This window comes from Streptomyces sp. NBC_01320, assembly GCF_035974375.1.
GTDB lineage: Bacteria > Actinomycetota > Actinomycetes > Streptomycetales > Streptomycetaceae > Streptomyces > Streptomyces yanii.
Genome location: NZ_CP108390.1, coordinates 127,783 through 142,576, shown reverse-complemented (window position 1 = coordinate 142,576; position 14,794 = coordinate 127,783). Strand labels below are relative to the sequence as shown.

Below are 14,794 nucleotides of genomic sequence, written 5' to 3'. Positions count from 1 at the left end.
GTTCACGCACATTTTGTTTCATGGTCTCTCTTCCCGGACAAGCTCCGCGGGGCGCGCACGCGCCACCAGCCCTACGACTAGGGCTTTCCCACCCCCAGCGGAGAAACCTTGAAAACGATCAAATCCCTCCTCGCGGCGATAGGCTGCGCTGTGCTCGCACTGACCGGTGTGTTGATCGCGCCGTCGTCCGCGAGCGCCGACACCGTGACACGGGTGACGGCGCCGCAGTTGCGGTTCACCAGCTACAACATCTGCGGCAACATGTGCGGCAACCCGAACCACTACGACAACCAGCGCCGCATCGACCAGGTGGTCGCCGAGACGTCGGCGGATGTGTGGGGCGCGGACCAGATCTTCCTGTCGGAGGTGTGCCGCTCGCAGTACGACGCGATCCTGGCCAAGCTCGCCCCCAAGGGGTTCAGCGGCCTGTACACCGCGACGCTGTCGGGCTATCCGACGATCTGCCACGGCAGCGACTACGGAATGGCGGCCTTCGTCAAGGGGCCGGCGCTGGAGACCACCGTCCTGGACCTGACCCAGGGCGGCGAGTCGGAGCCGATCAAGAACCCCTGCATCAAGTCCCGGCTGCAGGGCCGGATCACCTGGTCCTGCTCGATCCACCTGTACTGGTCGGCCTCGCCGACGCTGCGCGACGCCGAGGCGCGTGAGCTCGCCGCGCAGGCCAAGGCATGGGAAGACGCGGGCATCCCGGTGGTGCTGGGCGGGGACTTCAACGCCCCGCCCGCCAGCACCATGGCCTCGTATTTCTACGAGCCCGCCCTGGGTGGCGGCGCCAAGGGAACCATGATCGAGGTCGACGAGACCGACCGCGACTACTTCACCCCCGCCTGCCTCTCGGCGGAGGTGTCTCAGTGCCGCTCGGGTCAGGACAGCAAGGACGGCGGCAAGATCGACTACGTCTTCCTCAGCGCCAAGTACTTCGCCAACCCCAAGGCCGACGTGCTGCCGATGGACACCAAGGTCTCCGACCACAAGCTGCTGCGCGGTGCAGCAACCTGGAAGCACAGCGGCCAGACCACCGGCAGCCTGTCCAGCTAGGCAGTCGGCGATGCCCTGGATCAGCACGCGGGCAGCGGATACGCCTCAGGCGAGCTGATCTTCTAGACACGCGGTCACGACGAGATTGTCACACCGCTCGAACCCCAGTCGCACTAACAAGGAAGCACCAGCATGCGCATTCCGCGCCCAAGCATCCGTGGCCTGATGGCCTCGGCCCTGCTGGCATGTATCGCCCTTCCGGGTACGGTCTCCGCGGCCGCGGCGACCCCGGACGCCGGGTCTTCGGACACCAAGACTTCGGTTGTCGTGGGATCCACCGCGGTTCCCAAGCCTGACCACGTGGTCATGGTGATGATGGAGAACAAGGGCTACGACGACATCCTCCGGAACCCGTCCACCAAACCTCAGGACCAGGTGCCGTACATCAAGTCCCTGGAGGCCCAGGGCGCGTCGTTCACCAATTCGTACGGTGTCACGCACCCGAGCCTGCCCAACTACTATGCGCTGCTGTCCGCCTCGGACATCGTGAAGTCCAGCGACTGGCCGGAGCCGCAGTCCGTCGACACCGACAACCTGCCCAACCAGCTGACCACTCACGGGTACAGCTTCGCGGACTACGCCAACCAGGGCCTCCCCACCCAGTGGCTCCGCTACAAGAACATCCCGGGCGTACCGGGCAACCTGAACCCGATGGACAAGCGGCAGGAGGAGTTCCCGACCACGCCGGACGGGTTCGCCAAGCTGCCCACCGTCTCCTTCTACGTGGGCAACGGCCAGCAGAGCATGCACGACGGCTCCCTCGCGCAGGGTGACGCCTTCGTCAAGAACACCTTCGAGTCGTACATCCAGTGGGCCAAGACGCACAACAGCCTGTTCGTGCTGACCTGGGACGAGGACGACTTCACCCCGGCCAACCACATCCCGACGATCATGGTCGGGCCGATGGCCAGGGCCGGCGAGTACAGCGAGAAGATCAACCACTACAACGTCCTGCGCACACTGCTGGACATGTACGGCCTGGACCACATCAACCACACGGCCGACGCAAACGTCTCGACGATCACCGACGTGTGGGACACGTCGAAGACCGAGCGCCTGCGCGGCATGGCCGGGCGATGCCTGGAGAACCACCAGACCGACCCGGCCAAGGCGGGCGCGCTCGGCCTGTGGCCCTGTGAAGCCGCCGCCAACCAGCAGTGGATCAGGCACGCGGACGGCACGATCCGCCAGTCCGACAAGTGCCTGACCGCCACCGCGGACGGGAAGACCGGACTCGCCGACTGCGACGGCACGCCCGCGCAGACCTGGCGGCCCAAGGCCAACGGTTCCCTGCTCAACCCGGCGTCCGGCCGCTGCCTGACCGTCCCCGGCTCCGACATCGCCAACGGAACCCCCGCGGAACTCCGGAACTGCGACGGCAAGCTCCACCAAAGGTGGGAGGTGCCCGGCTTCATGGGGGTGCACCACTCGCTCACGGTCGACACGCCCTCGGTCTTCAAGCCCGGCTCCGCCGTCACCGTGACGACCACCTACACCAACGACAGCAGCCCGGCAGCGCTTTCGGACGCCTCCGTCAGCCTCACCGTGCCCAGCGGCTGGACGGCCGAGGCCACCTCGCCCGCCACGTTCACCACGGTCAAGCCCGACCAGTCGGTGAAGACCACCTGGGCGGTCACCGCTCCCGCGGACGCAAAGCCCAGTGCCTACACACTGTCCGCACAGGCCACCTACAAGAACGCCAAGAGCACCGACAAGGGCACCGGCACCACGTCCCACCCGGCGATAGTCCCCCAAAGCCAGATGCGGGTGGTCGAGGTGGACAGCGAGGAGACCGTCGGGGAGGACGGCCGCGCAGCGAATGTCCTGGACGGTGACCCGGCCACCTTCTGGCACACCCGCTGGTCGGGAGCAGCCGACCCGCTGCCTCACCACATCGTGCTCGACCTCGGTGAAGAGCTCGACGTCACCGGCCTGCGTTACCTGCCCCGCCAGAACAGCGCCAACGGCCGGATAGCCGGATACGAGGTCTGGGTGAGCACGGACCGCACCGCGTGGACCAAGGTCACTACCGGGACCTTCGCGAACACCACGGCCGAGCAGACCGTCACTTTGAACGGCACGCCGGCCCGCTACCTCAAGCTCGTCGCCACGTCCTCTCACGCTGGACCGTTTACTACGGCCGCCGAGCTGAACGTCACCCGAGCAGTGCGCTGACCACCTGGAAGGGCCGGTCCGCCGCACGCGGCGGGGCGGCCCCTCCGACGATCTCAGGTCATTCCTCGGCGGTTGGAGTCCGTACGGTCCCAACAACGTGACAACCCCCGCCCGGCTTCCCTGATGGCGATATCTGAATCTCCCCGCCCGGTGCTCGCGGCGGCCTCGGAGTTGCTCGGCTTGATTCCCAGGCAGGTCAGCGCGGACCTGGGCAACGTTCCCCCCGTTATGTTTTTCGCGGTCCTGCAACGGGACCGCTGGCCTCCGGGCCCGGCATGACTGTTGCCCCCTGTCGAACGGATGACCTGGGGGTGGTGTCACCGGGCCTGGAGGTGTCGTCACAGACGCTGATGAGAGGTCCGGCCACCGCCCGGTCCGGCGCAACGCCGGACGGCTTGCGGGCGGCAGGTCTGCATAACGTGGATGCGCGAGCACGACACCAACGCCGAGGCCGGCACCGTGAACACCCCTTGGGGAGAGGGAATGACGATGTTCGACACGACCGAGGTGGGCGTCTTCCTGGGGCTGGACGTCGGCAAGAGCGCCCATCACGGGCACGGGCTGACCCCGGCGGGGAAGAAGGTCTTCGACAAGCCGCTGCCCAACAGCGAACCGAAACTGCGGGCCGTATTCGACAAGCTGGCCGCGAAGTTCGGCACCGTGCTGGTGATCGTGGACCAGCCCGCCTCCATCGGCGCCCTCCCGCTGACCGTCGCCCGGGACGCCGGCTGCAAGGTCGCTTACCTGCCCGGCCTGGCCATGCGGCGGATCGCCGACCTCTACCCGGGCGAGGCCAAAACCGACGCGAAAGACGCCGCGGTCATCGCGGACGCCGCCCGCACCATGCCGCACACCCTGCGCTCCCTGGAACTGACCGACGAGATCACCGCCGAACTGACCGTCCTGACCGGCTTCGACCAGGACCTCGCGGCCGAGGCAACCCGCACGTCCAACCGGATACGCGGCCTGCTCACCCAGTTCCACCCCAGCCTCGAACGCGTCCTGGGCCCGCGCCTGGACCACCAGGCCGTCACCTGGCTGCTGGAACGCTACGGGTCCCCGGCATCGCTGCGGAAGGCGGGCCGCCGTCGACTCGTCGAAGTGATCCGGCCCAAGGCGCCACGCATGGCCCAGCGGCTGATCGACGACGTCTTCGACGCCCTGGACGAGCGGACCGTCATCGTCCCCGGCACCGGCACCCTGGACACCGTGATCCCGTCCCTGGCCCACTCGCTGGGAGTCGTCCACGAACAGCGTCGGGCCCTGGAAACGCAGATCAGCACCCTGCTGGCGGCCCACCCTCTTTCCCAGGTCCTGACCTCGATGCCCGGCGTCGGCGTCAGGACCGCCGCAGTCCTGCTGACCACCGTCGGCGACGGCACCAGCTTCCCCACCGCCGCCCACCTCGCCTCCTACGCAGGACTTGCCCCCACCACCAGACAATCCGGCACCTCGATCCACGGCGAACACGCGCCACGAGGAGGAAACCGGCAGCTCAAACGCGCCATGTTCCTCTCCGCCTTCGCCTGCATGAACGCCGATCCCGCCTCCCGCACCTACTACGACAAACAACGCGCCCGCGGAAAGACCCACACCCAGGCCCTCCTCCGCCTCGCACGCCAACGCATCAGCGTCCTGTTCGCCATGCTCCGCGACGGAACCGGGTCCGTTCCTCGACGCGCGCGTGTCCGACCGCCATGCGTACCACGTCGTCCCACTGGTCGTCGTGGGCGTTGCGGACCAGGACGCCGAAGTCGCGGGCTTCTACCGCCGCTTTTGCGCCCAGGTAGTCCTGGAAGGTGCGGTGCACGAAGTCGACGTAGCCGGGGACTGGTTCGCGTAGCAAGCCGCTGCGGATCAACAGGTGGGAGAAGACCTGGCCGGCGTCGCCCTGTTCCCGTACCTGTGGCATGGCGGCCAGCCACTCGTCCAGCATCGCGACGACCTCGTCCTGGGCGGCCTCCGCTTGGCCGTTACGGATCAGCCAGTACGCCAGCCGCTGGAGCAGCGCCGTCAGCTCGTCCCGGGAGAGCGACACGCCCTCTACCGAGGTGATCTCCCGCTCCGTGTCCCGGCGGACCAGCAGCATGTCCAGCGCCGCGTCGTACAACTCCTTGCGGGCCCGGGGCAGCTGCATGCGCCGGTCGCGGTTCAGCGCGCACAGCAGTGCGCACATCAGCGGGTTGGTCGCCAGCCGGCCCAGGTCACGGCGCGTCGTCACTGCCTGGTTCAGGCTCGCCTCGTAGCGGTCCAGCGACTCGAGCTCGGCGTCCGGAGGACACTCCTGGCGGACCGCGTCGTGCCAGTGCCGGATGAACCCCCGGACGTCGTCCCGCTCCATCGGCTGCAGCGTGTGCACGGTGAAGCCCTGCGCTGCCAGCCAGTCCTCCGGCACAGCGGACGGACGTGTGGTCACTACGTACCGTGTCTGCGGGAACGCGGTGATCAGTGACTTCAGCCATTGCTCCGTGCGGTTGCGCAACCGGGGCGGCACCTCGTCGACACCGTCCACGAGCACCAGCGCCCGGCCGCGGGCGAGGAGTTCTTCAACCCAGCCCCGAGGCGCTCGTAACGGTACGCCTGACACCGTCAGGAAGTCCTCCGGCATGGGCAGTCCCTCTGGGGTGTTGAAGGACCTCAGCCGCAGCACGAACGGTACGCACCGGTTCCAGTCCGCCAGCTCCGGGCCGAAGCTCTGCCGAGCCGCGTTCAGTGCCAGCCACTGCACCAGCGTCGACTTCCCCGACCCGGCCGGTCCTCGCAGCACCAGCCGGTCACAGCCGGCGAGAGCCTGTTCCACCTTCACGGGGGTCCGCGTGGCGCCTGGGACACCGAGTCCTTCGCGGTGCGGCTCATAAGCACGCTCGTTGTTCACCGCCAGGCTGATGTACGCGGTGTCCAGCGGCCATTCGGCACGGCGTCGGCCGCCCAGGGTGACCCCGAACAGTTCCAGGCGGCAGTGCGTGCTGGCGACGAAGTCGGCGTACTGCTGCTCGAAGCCGAGCGCGGCACTCTCCGCTGGTCCCGGAACGACCTGTGCCCGTATCAACGCCCCGGTCCGCCGTGTGTGCTCCACCGCCGCTCGCGCCGGGAACGTCGGATGGGCCGTGAGCTGTTCCACCAGGTGCGCACAGCACAGCCGAAGCAGTTCCTCGTACAGGTCGCGGGCGCGGTCCGCCAGGTCCGCCACAGGCCGCCGCAGCTCGTTGACCAGGCGCTCCGGATCGAGGTCCGTGGCGAACAACCGTTCCGCGTCGAGCGGGCCCGCGGCGGCGAACGTGTCCTGGACAGCAGCTACCGCCGCCAGCCTCTCGTGCTCCGGTACCGAGGCGTACCCGGACACGATGCGTTGCTCGAGGACCCGCGCCAGCTTCTCCGGCCCCGCCGGCTTCGGCAGCGGCCGTACCGGATCGGTCACTAGACCCGCCCCCGGCTTCGGCGTCAGCATCGACTTCGCGACTGTCTGGACCACCGTCGACGCCAGCCGGACGACCACCGCTTCGAGCCCGTGCATTCCCCGACCTCCCCGTTATCCCGCAGACGGAATCGTAGGCAGATGACCGGCATCGATTGGCGAGATCGCCAGGATGCGGATCGCCCTGCCGACCGGGCGGCCTCTTGGACATCCGAACTCGGTGTACTACGCCCACTTCACGCCCAGCGTCGCCGCGACCGAACAGCCGGGCCACCCCGCTGCGGATCCCGTTCTGCGCGTCCGTTCCCGCGGCTTGCACGACCGCGCCGCCACCAGCGGCCGCCGCAGCGATGAGTCCCTCGATCAACACCGCATTCCCCCACATCACCAGAAAGACCACCAGCCTAGTTCGCCCACCCCGCTGCCGACCCCAGGTTCGTAGCACCTGGGTACACCGCCCAGTCGTATCCGAGGTTGGCGAGCTGCGTGCAGCACCAAGAGAAGTGGGTCAAGCAGGGCTGCCGCAAAGTCGCATTTCATGAGGAAAGCTGCTGGTCAGCGGGCACTCCGAAGAGGTCGAGTGGGGCCTTGTGCGGTGCCAGTGCGAGGCGTCGTTGCGCGTCGGCGATGGAACTACCGGTCCAGCGCAGGAAGTTGATGGTGATCGATCTCAACGTGGAGACGTTTTGCGGGCCGTGGCCAGTGCGGATCCGCGCGGCGTCCTCGCCGAAGGTCACATCCCGCACATAGTGGATCTTGTTTTCCACTCCCCAGTGGCCCCTCGCGTACCGCGCGACGACCTCGGGAGCCGCCCGTTGCGAGGTGAGGTCGGTGATCAGGTAGACGATCTCGCGGGTCCGTTTCCCCGACGCCTCCACGGTGCGGTGTCGGACGACACGGGCGACCTGCCGCACATAAGGGAAGGCCAGATCGCCCCAGGTCACCACCTTGGTCACCCGAGTCTCCAGCCGGCCATGCCCTCGCCCGCTCTCCTTGTGCACGGCCGTCACCTCGTGCCACGGGATCGAGCGGCACGTCTCCCACAAGGTCGGCTGGTTCCGCTTCACGGTAAGAACGAAGTGCGCGCCCATCTCTTCCACCAGCACCTTCGCGGTCTCCGCCTGGGTGTGCAGGGCATCGGCCGTGACCACCACACCCCGCAGGTCCAGGACGCTGAGCAGCGGGGTCAGGGCCGGGATCTCGTTGCTTTTGTCCGCGACTCGCTGCTGAGCAACCAGCGTGCCGTCCTGAGCCATCGCGCCGATCAGCATCACCGCGCTCTCCGTTCCCCGCCGTGATCCCCGCAGGGCCTTGCCGTCCGCCGCCACCGTTTCCAGGGCCACCTCCCGCACCCGCAAGAGAACCTCCAGCTCACCCGGCCTCACCGCCGACAGCACCCTCCGCAACGTGTCCGCCCCCGGCGCCCTCACCAGCCCGAACGCGCCGACGGGCACCAGCCCCAGCCGCAACTTCTCCTGCGGCTCCGCGGCAGCGGCCCACTGCGCCATTGCCCGCCAGGACCCGAAACCCGCCGCCGTCGCGCACAACGCGATCACGAGCAGGACCGACAACGGGAAACGACGCCCCCGTGCCTTGCGCGGATCGCTCACCTCGCCGAGCCGCTGCCACAACGCCACCTGCGCCGACACCAGCGACAGCGACTCCGACCGGGGCACGGACGTGACAGACTGACGTTTCACCGAAGCTCCGTTGGGTCAGGGCGACTTGCGAGGTCACCCACCCCAACGGAGCTTCGGTCTTTCCAGGCACGGGCCTCTCACCAGCGGAAACGCGTACACGCAGGACTTTGCGGCAGCCCTGGTGGGTCAAGGCGTGGAACAAGGTCATTTCCTCCAGGATGATGGGCGTCACCGAAAAACTGTATGGAGTAGCCGCTGAGATTAGTGTCGATTCCGCTGTAGCCGCATCCGTGGCCAGGGAACTGACTGCTTAAATGCAATTCTGAGCTCCTATAAGAATGTCTCGGAACGTGAATGCGTTCCGAGACATTCTTATAGGAGAGGGGCGAACAACCAGGACGGAGGGGGAGCGGATCGTTCGTGTCCGATTTCTTCTATGCCCGTGTGTCACGGCCCCTTGGATGTGCTGCCCGAACTGCTGCGCCGGTGAAAGCGGTGGCAGGGGCCGTTGTCAACCTGAGCGCCGAGCAGGCCACACCCGCTCAGCTCGCGAACATGATCCGCTCGCACTGGCAGATCGAGGCCCTGCGCCACGCGATTCTTGGGCCAAGAGCCGATCGGTCACTCCTCTCGCTACGCGCCGTCGCTGATCGTTGCGAGACCAGATCTGGTGAGAAACGATGGGTGCGGGTTACGGCTTGACGTACTTCAATGGGCGAACGTACAGGTCGCCTTGGATTGCCCAGAGCTTCGCCTTTTGCATCGTGATCCTCATTGCGTAGAAGGACTCACGATTGAGATTCATGACGGATGAATTGTGCCAGGTGAGTTGGTGCCACCCATTGCCGAGATCTCGGAGTGTGCTGTTGTCGGCTTCGAAGCCGTTTTGGACGACGGTGCCTCCCTGGTTCATCAGGTCCACTTTGACCCAGCCGCCGTCTTCGATGTCGACGAGCAGCTCGACGTTCTCGCCGAAGAAGTTGAAGCCTTGCGATGTGAGGGAGGAGGGTCTGTTCCCTGTTCGGCTGCCGTAGCAAGCGAACTTGTCCTTCTCGATATAGCCCCTACCGAGTGCGGACTCGCGCCAGCCGGTGTGCTGGCCCTTCCCGCCCATGTAGTAGAAGTACAGCTTGTCTTCGATCTCTACGGGGACCGAGGAGAATATGACGCTGCTGTCGAAGTCGCCGCGCGGGTACTTCCCCATGCCCTTGCCACGCGGAATGAATGTGCTGTCCTCGGGTGCGACGTTGTTCCACTCAGTTAGATTGATGGACCACTGCAGTGCCTGGTCGACGGTGTCGTAGTGCGGAAGCGTGGTGTCGCCGTCGCGGTACAGCGAGGCAAGCCCGACATAGAGGTCGCCGTACTCGAAGACCGGCATCGAGTAGATCTGAGAGTCGAATCCGTTGCCCCGATGGACCTCGACCGGCTTGGACCAGTTGATGAAGTCGGTGGACCGCGACATCGCGGACACGCGGATGTTGCTGTCCCACAGCCGTGTGATGAGTACGTACTCATTCGTGCGCGAGTCGCGGAAGACGAGGTTGTGGCAGTCCGCACCAGGGGACGGGCTGTTGGCCGGCCAGGGTTTGAGATCACTGAAGTGGATGCCGTCGGAGGAGAAGGCCACGCACAGCGACGTTCCCCCCGCCTCGCGCAACGTGATCAGCTTGTACCGGCGGGTTGGGTCCGGGTCCGCGGGGTCGTAGAGCACGGACGTTCCCTGGACGTGCTCGAACAGGATGTTGTTGTCCTTGCTGCCATCGAAGCTGACCAGACCCAGCTTGGGCTTCGCCCAGTGCACGCCATCGGTGGACTCCGCGTAGCAGCAGCCGGTCTCCCTGTTGGCTATGACGTAGTCCCGCCCGGACCTTTCCTCCGGAGACGTGTTGAGCGACGCCGGATCGCGGAGGAAGAGCGTGTAGTAGCAGCGGAACTTCTTGTGCTCCGGGTCCCAGAAGACGTTCGGGTATCCGTTGTCGAAGCGCGGCTCCCAAGGCAGTCGGGGATTCTCGAAGATCCCCTCCCTGAAAAGGGGATTGTGGTCTACGTCTTTGACGAAACTGCCCATCTTGATCTGGCAGTTCGCCATTCCCCGGTGGCCGTTCCATATACCGGTGTCGAACGCGAAGTACTTGTGCGGCCGACTCGTCGGGTCAGCCAGCGGAGAACCGCTGGCTGTGGGAGTTGCGACCAGTGGCCCGGCACTTGACGGTCCTGCTGCGGCCAGGGTGCCCGCAGCGCCCATCGCCGTCGCAGCCAGGCCGCCGAGCAATACACCCCGCCTCGTCATCGGTCTGAAGGTCTCGTCGCTCATGTGCTCTCCTTGCCCTGACGCAAAGGGATGACTCGGACAGCAGACGTAAGACGTCTGCTGTTGCGCACAGGCTGCCAGCGCCCAACGTGCGGCGCAAGACTCAGGGCACGTACTTCTTGCCCGTCGACCGTCCACACACCGAGGCCCGTTGCACCCTTGATCCCTTCCAGCTGTGCGGGCTTGCCTCCGCGAGGCCGGAGCAGCCGCGCCGCGTGGTGCGGCTACCAGCAGCGTGAGGTGTGCCTGGACGGGCATTGTCAACTTGTTGGTGTGCGGTTACTTGAGGGTGTGCGGGGGTGTGCTGGGCTTGGTTTCCGCCTCTGGTTCAGGCCTCGGTGGGCATGGCGGTAGTGCCGGTGGTCTCGTTCCAGGTTCCGAAGCGGTGGCGCCTCTCGGTGCGGTAGCCGGTGGCGGTCATCCGGTGGCGGTCATCCGGTGGCGGCGGGGCCGGAAGTGCGGTGAGATCTGGCTGAACGCGGACACGAACCTCTGGGCTATGCCGACTGTGCGGAAGCCCTTCATCGCGCGTTCGCGCTGCCTCGTCGGCTGATGGGAGGGTGCTGTCGCGTTGACCGGTGGGTGAGATGATCTTCAGGTTGATCGTGGCTGGGAGGGGCCTGTCGTGGAAAGCGCGTCGCCGTCGTACAAAGGCCATCGCTACCCGGCAGAGATCATCGCGCACTGCGTGTGGCTGTACTTCCGCTTCCCGCTCAGCTACCGCGAGGTCGAGGAGCTGATGCTCCAGCGCGGTGTGATCGTCTCCTACGAGACCGTGCGCCGCTGGTGCCTGAAGTTCGGCCAGGCATATGCCGCAGGGCTGCGGCGCCGCCGGCCCCAGCCCTGCGATAAGTGGCATCTCGACGAGGTCTTCGTGAAGATCGACGGCGAGCGGCAGTACCTGTGGCGGGCCGTCGATCAGTATGGCGACGTCCTGGACATTCTCGTGCAGTCCAAGCGTGACGCGAAGGCCGCGAAGCGGTTCATGGCCAAGCTCATGAAGAAGCAGTGCCGCGTCCCGCGGGTGCTGGTCACCGACAAGCTGAAGAGCTACGGCGCTGCCCATCGGGAACTCATGGCCTCGGTCGAGCACCGCTCCCACAAGGGACTGAACAACCGGGCCGAGAACAGCCACCAACCCACCCGCCAACGCGAGCGGGCCATGAAGTACTTCCGCTCACCCGGCGCGGCCCAGCGGTTCCTGTCCGCGTTCAGCGGCATCTCGCCCCACTTCCGGCCCCGACGCCATCTTCTGACCGCCACTCAGTACCGCTTCGAGATGACCCTCCGCTTCACTCTCTGGGACCACATCACCGGCGCGACCGTCCGGCCCACCGCGGCCTGACCCAGGGTCCCACCACACCTCGGCACACCGTCAGACGATCACGCGCCCGACAACGTGACAGCACCCGTCCGTGTCCCGGACGGTGGTCCGTAGCTCATCCCTGCCGACAGCGCAGCGACCCCCGGTTCCGTGCGACCCGGCGCAGCGTTCAGTACTGTTCGGTCTCGATGAAGCTCGCGTCCGCGTCGCCGAAGGCGGCGGCGATCGGGTCGAATCCGGGCGGGCTGTCCTTGAGGCTCATGCCCATGCCGGCCAGCTTCGCCTTGACCTCGTCGATCGACTTCGCACCGAAGTTGCGGATGTCGAGGAGGTCGGCCTCGGAGCGGGCCATGAGCTCACCCACCGTGTGGACACCCTCGCGCTTGAGGCAGTTGTACGACCGGACGGTGAGCTCGAGCTCCTCGATCGGCAGGGCCAGATCGGCAGCGAGAGCGGTGTCCGTCGGGGAGGGGCCCATGTCGATGCCCTCGGCGTCGGTGTTGAGCTCGCGGGCCAGACCGAACAGCTCGACCAGCGTCTTGCCGGCCGACGCCATGGCGTCGCGGGGACGCATGGCCTGCTTGGTCTCGACGTCGACGATGAGCTTGTCGAAGTCGGTGCGCTGCTCGACACGGGTCGCCTCGACCTTGTACGTGACCTTGAGCACCGGCGAGTAGATGGAGTCGACCGGGATACGGCCGATCTCCTGGCCCGCCTGCTTGTTCTGGACGGCGGAGACGTAGCCGCGACCGCGCTCGACGGTCAGCTCCATCTCCAGCTTGCCCTTGCCGTTCAGCGTGGCGAGGACCAGGTCCGGGTTGTGGACCTCGACACCGGCCGGCGGGGCGATGTCAGCAGCGGTGACCAGGCCGGGACCCTGCTTGCGCAGGTACATCACGACCGGCTCGTCGTGCTCCGAGGAGAGGTCCAGCTGCTTGATGTTGAGGATGAGGTCGGTGACGTCCTCCTTGACGCCCGGCACGGTGGTGAACTCGTGCAGGACACCGTCGATCCGGATGCTGGTGACAGCGGCGCCGGGGATCGAGGAGAGGAGCGTGCGACGCAGGGAGTTGCCGAGGGTGTAGCCGAAGCCCGGCTCCAGCGGCTCAATGACGAACCGGGAGCGGAACTCGTCGACGACCTCTTCGGTCAACGCGGGACGCTGAGCAATCAGCATGGGGTGGCGCCTCCAGATTTCGGCGCCCGCTATTTGACGCCATAGACACCGCACAGTATCGGCAATACGACCTCACAAGAGGCCGCACCGCCCGACGCCGCCAGGTGCCGGCTCAGTCGGCGGGACAGGAGAGTTGCCCGAAGCGCGCGGCACCTTTGCCGTCAGGCCGCAGACCAGCGCGGTGGTGAGACGAAGAGGCCGAGTGCCTGCTGCCACGGGCCGGTGCACATCCGTGCCGCCAGCGCCTCCGCCGCCTTGCGGGCCGAGCCTGCGTCCGCGTGTTCTACGGCGTGTCCAAGGACCGTGAACCGGGCGCCGTCGCCGGCTGGCGCGAACCACGCGAGATAGGGGCGCCATCCGGGCCGGGGCGCCATGCGATGGGCGATCAAGAGCACGCCGCGCCCGCAGAACAGGGTGCGGGAGTACGACTCGTCGACCAGGCCCTGCTCGAAGAACGGGTTGCCTGCCTGCCACGCGGCGAGGCGTACGTGCTTGAGGTCGTCCATCGAAAACGGCTGCTGCACGGGGACCACCTCAGCGACGGGGACGGGGCGGCGGTGCCGCCGTGATCTTCTCCTGCTCATGATCTGGTCACGCCTGATCGCGCACCAGGACCCCCGACAGCTCGAGTTGGACTTTGGTCTGTGGACCAGGGAGCGGGTGCGCGAGGTGATCCGCTCCCGCTTCGGCGTGAAGATGCACGTCCCCGTCCAGTGGACGGGGAGGAGATCTCAAGGCAGGCGAAGGAGGCGTTCGAGTAGCTCAGAGTCGTAGCGGGTGATGAAGGTGTCGACCTCTTCGAGTAGCCGGTCGAGGTGGGCTCGCATCAGGTCGGCGGCGCGCTCTGCGTCACGCTGGGCCATGGCTTCGATGATGGCTTCGTGTTCGGACACGCTGACGGCACTGTGGTGATGCGCCTCCAGGATGACGTCCAGCGCCGCCTCGACGTGATCATGGCTGTCATCGAGCACGATGCCGACCATTGCCTGCACCAGGGGGTTTTGTGCGGGCGCGCTCAGTAGGCGGTGGAATGTGAGCGCGATGTCCCGGGGAGGCCGCTCTTTGGCGCTGGCCCGGTTGCGATGCTCGGCCACGACCGTGCTCAGGGCGGCGAGTTCGGCATCGGAGATGTGCGTAGTGGCGTCCCGTACGGCCTCGGGTTCGATCGCCCGCCGGGCCTTGAGTAGGTTGACCACGTCCTGAGCGGTGCGCACCTCGGACGCCGACACCAGGCTTGCACTGCGGGAGGTGCGTCGCAGACGCTCGACCGCTCGGTTTCCCGCATCGGTGAGGACGCGGCCCTTGACCCCGATCTGCAGGGTCAGGCCCTCGGCATCGAGGTGGCGCAGTCGTCGTGCAACGGTGGATTCGGACAGGTGCCGTCCCCGCTCGGCCAGCGCGGCACTGATCTGCCGGGCGCCCACCGGGCTGCCGACCTCGTCGATGGCGATGAGCAGTGCGTCGCTGGTGTTGTCGTCCAGCCAGCTCGGCATAGAGGGTGCGTCGTGTACCGCTTCGCTCACAGTGCTCCTTATTGCGGCGGTTTGAACCGTTGTGCAGTCTCAAGAGTCCAGTAGTCAGTATGCCATTTCTGATTGCTGACCACCAAAGGAGACAGTAGTCAGTCACTATTGACGGACATCTGTCGCTCGGGGCAGACTCCTCGCCATCGAGTGAGCGCCGCCAACCT

The 14,794-nt window shown here is 66.6% G+C and carries 9 protein-coding genes and 2 pseudogenes; 4 read left to right on the top strand and 7 right to left on the bottom strand.

The features are described from left to right. Window positions 1-108: 108 nt before the first annotated feature. The 3 genes and pseudogenes from OG395_RS00710 to OG395_RS00700 all read left to right on the top strand — a co-directional run. A complete protein-coding gene (locus OG395_RS00710; protein ID WP_327241146.1) occupies window positions 109-1,059 on the top strand; it encodes an endonuclease/exonuclease/phosphatase family protein in 951 nt (316 codons plus the stop codon). Window positions 1,060-1,191: 132 nt separating this feature from the next. Continuing rightward, entirely contained in the window at window positions 1,192-3,234 is a 2,043-nt protein-coding gene (locus tag OG395_RS00705) for an alkaline phosphatase family protein (RefSeq protein ID WP_327241145.1), read from the top strand. A 489-nt stretch (window positions 3,235-3,723) separates the two neighbouring features. Then, window positions 3,724-4,911, top strand: a pseudogene (locus OG395_RS00700) (IS110 family transposase); the annotation flags it as partial. Here OG395_RS00700 and OG395_RS00695 read toward each other — a convergent pair. The 4 genes and pseudogenes from OG395_RS00695 to OG395_RS00680 form a co-directional block, all read right to left on the bottom strand. Then, window positions 4,862-6,748, bottom strand: a complete 1,887-nt coding sequence (locus OG395_RS00695) for an NACHT domain-containing protein (protein WP_442818488.1) — start codon at window positions 6,746-6,748, stop codon at window positions 4,862-4,864. The pseudogene OG395_RS00700 and the gene OG395_RS00695 overlap by 50 nt on opposite strands. Window positions 6,749-7,185: 437 nt before the next feature. Further along, window positions 7,186-8,349, bottom strand: a complete 1,164-nt coding sequence (locus OG395_RS00690; RefSeq protein WP_327241144.1) for an ISAs1 family transposase — start codon at window positions 8,347-8,349, stop codon at window positions 7,186-7,188. A gap of 631 nt (window positions 8,350-8,980) precedes the next feature. Further along, window positions 8,981-10,606 (bottom strand): hypothetical protein, encoded by a 1,626-nt coding sequence (locus OG395_RS00685; RefSeq protein ID WP_327241143.1) that lies wholly within the window; start codon window positions 10,604-10,606, stop codon window positions 8,981-8,983. A 325-nt stretch (window positions 10,607-10,931) separates the two neighbouring features. Continuing rightward, window positions 10,932-11,191: pseudogene (locus OG395_RS00680) on the bottom strand (IS6 family transposase); the annotation flags it as partial. Between the two features lie 37 nt (window positions 11,192-11,228). Between OG395_RS00680 and OG395_RS00675 the strand changes: the two are divergent. After that, window positions 11,229-11,948, top strand: coding sequence for an IS6 family transposase (locus tag OG395_RS00675; RefSeq protein WP_327241142.1), 720 nt, complete (start codon window positions 11,229-11,231; stop codon window positions 11,946-11,948). Between the two features lie 148 nt (window positions 11,949-12,096). On the opposite strand, the gene OG395_RS00670 is transcribed toward OG395_RS00675, so the two are convergent. The 3 genes from OG395_RS00670 to OG395_RS00660 all read right to left on the bottom strand — a co-directional run bounded on the left by OG395_RS00670 (window position 12,097) and on the right by OG395_RS00660 (window position 14,627). Then, the gene (locus OG395_RS00670; RefSeq protein WP_327241141.1) at window positions 12,097-13,104 is read right to left on the bottom strand and encodes a DNA-directed RNA polymerase subunit alpha; all 1,008 of its coding nucleotides are present in this window, start codon (window positions 13,102-13,104) and stop codon (window positions 12,097-12,099) included. Between the two features lie 161 nt (window positions 13,105-13,265). Beyond that, a complete protein-coding gene (locus OG395_RS00665) occupies window positions 13,266-13,628 on the bottom strand; it encodes a hypothetical protein (RefSeq protein WP_327241140.1) in 363 nt (120 codons plus the stop codon). A 207-nt stretch (window positions 13,629-13,835) separates the two neighbouring features. Further along, the gene (locus OG395_RS00660; RefSeq protein ID WP_327241139.1) at window positions 13,836-14,627 is read right to left on the bottom strand and encodes an FCD domain-containing protein; all 792 of its coding nucleotides are present in this window, start codon (window positions 14,625-14,627) and stop codon (window positions 13,836-13,838) included. Window positions 14,628-14,794 lie beyond the last annotated feature (167 nt).

What these genes read in the sequence shown, in the direction of transcription:
- OG395_RS00670 (WP_327241141.1), bottom strand. Translation starts at nt 13,104, where the DNA reads ATGCTGATTGCTCAGCGTCCCGCGTTGACCGAAGAGGTCGTCGACGAG.
- OG395_RS00695 (WP_442818488.1), bottom strand. Translation starts at nt 6,748, where the DNA reads ATGCACGGGCTCGAAGCGGTGGTCGTCCGGCTGGCGTCGACGGTGGTC.
- OG395_RS00705 (WP_327241145.1), top strand. Translation starts at nt 1,192, where the DNA reads ATGCGCATTCCGCGCCCAAGCATCCGTGGCCTGATGGCCTCGGCCCTG.
- OG395_RS00685 (WP_327241143.1), bottom strand. Translation starts at nt 10,606, where the DNA reads ATGAGCGACGAGACCTTCAGACCGATGACGAGGCGGGGTGTATTGCTC.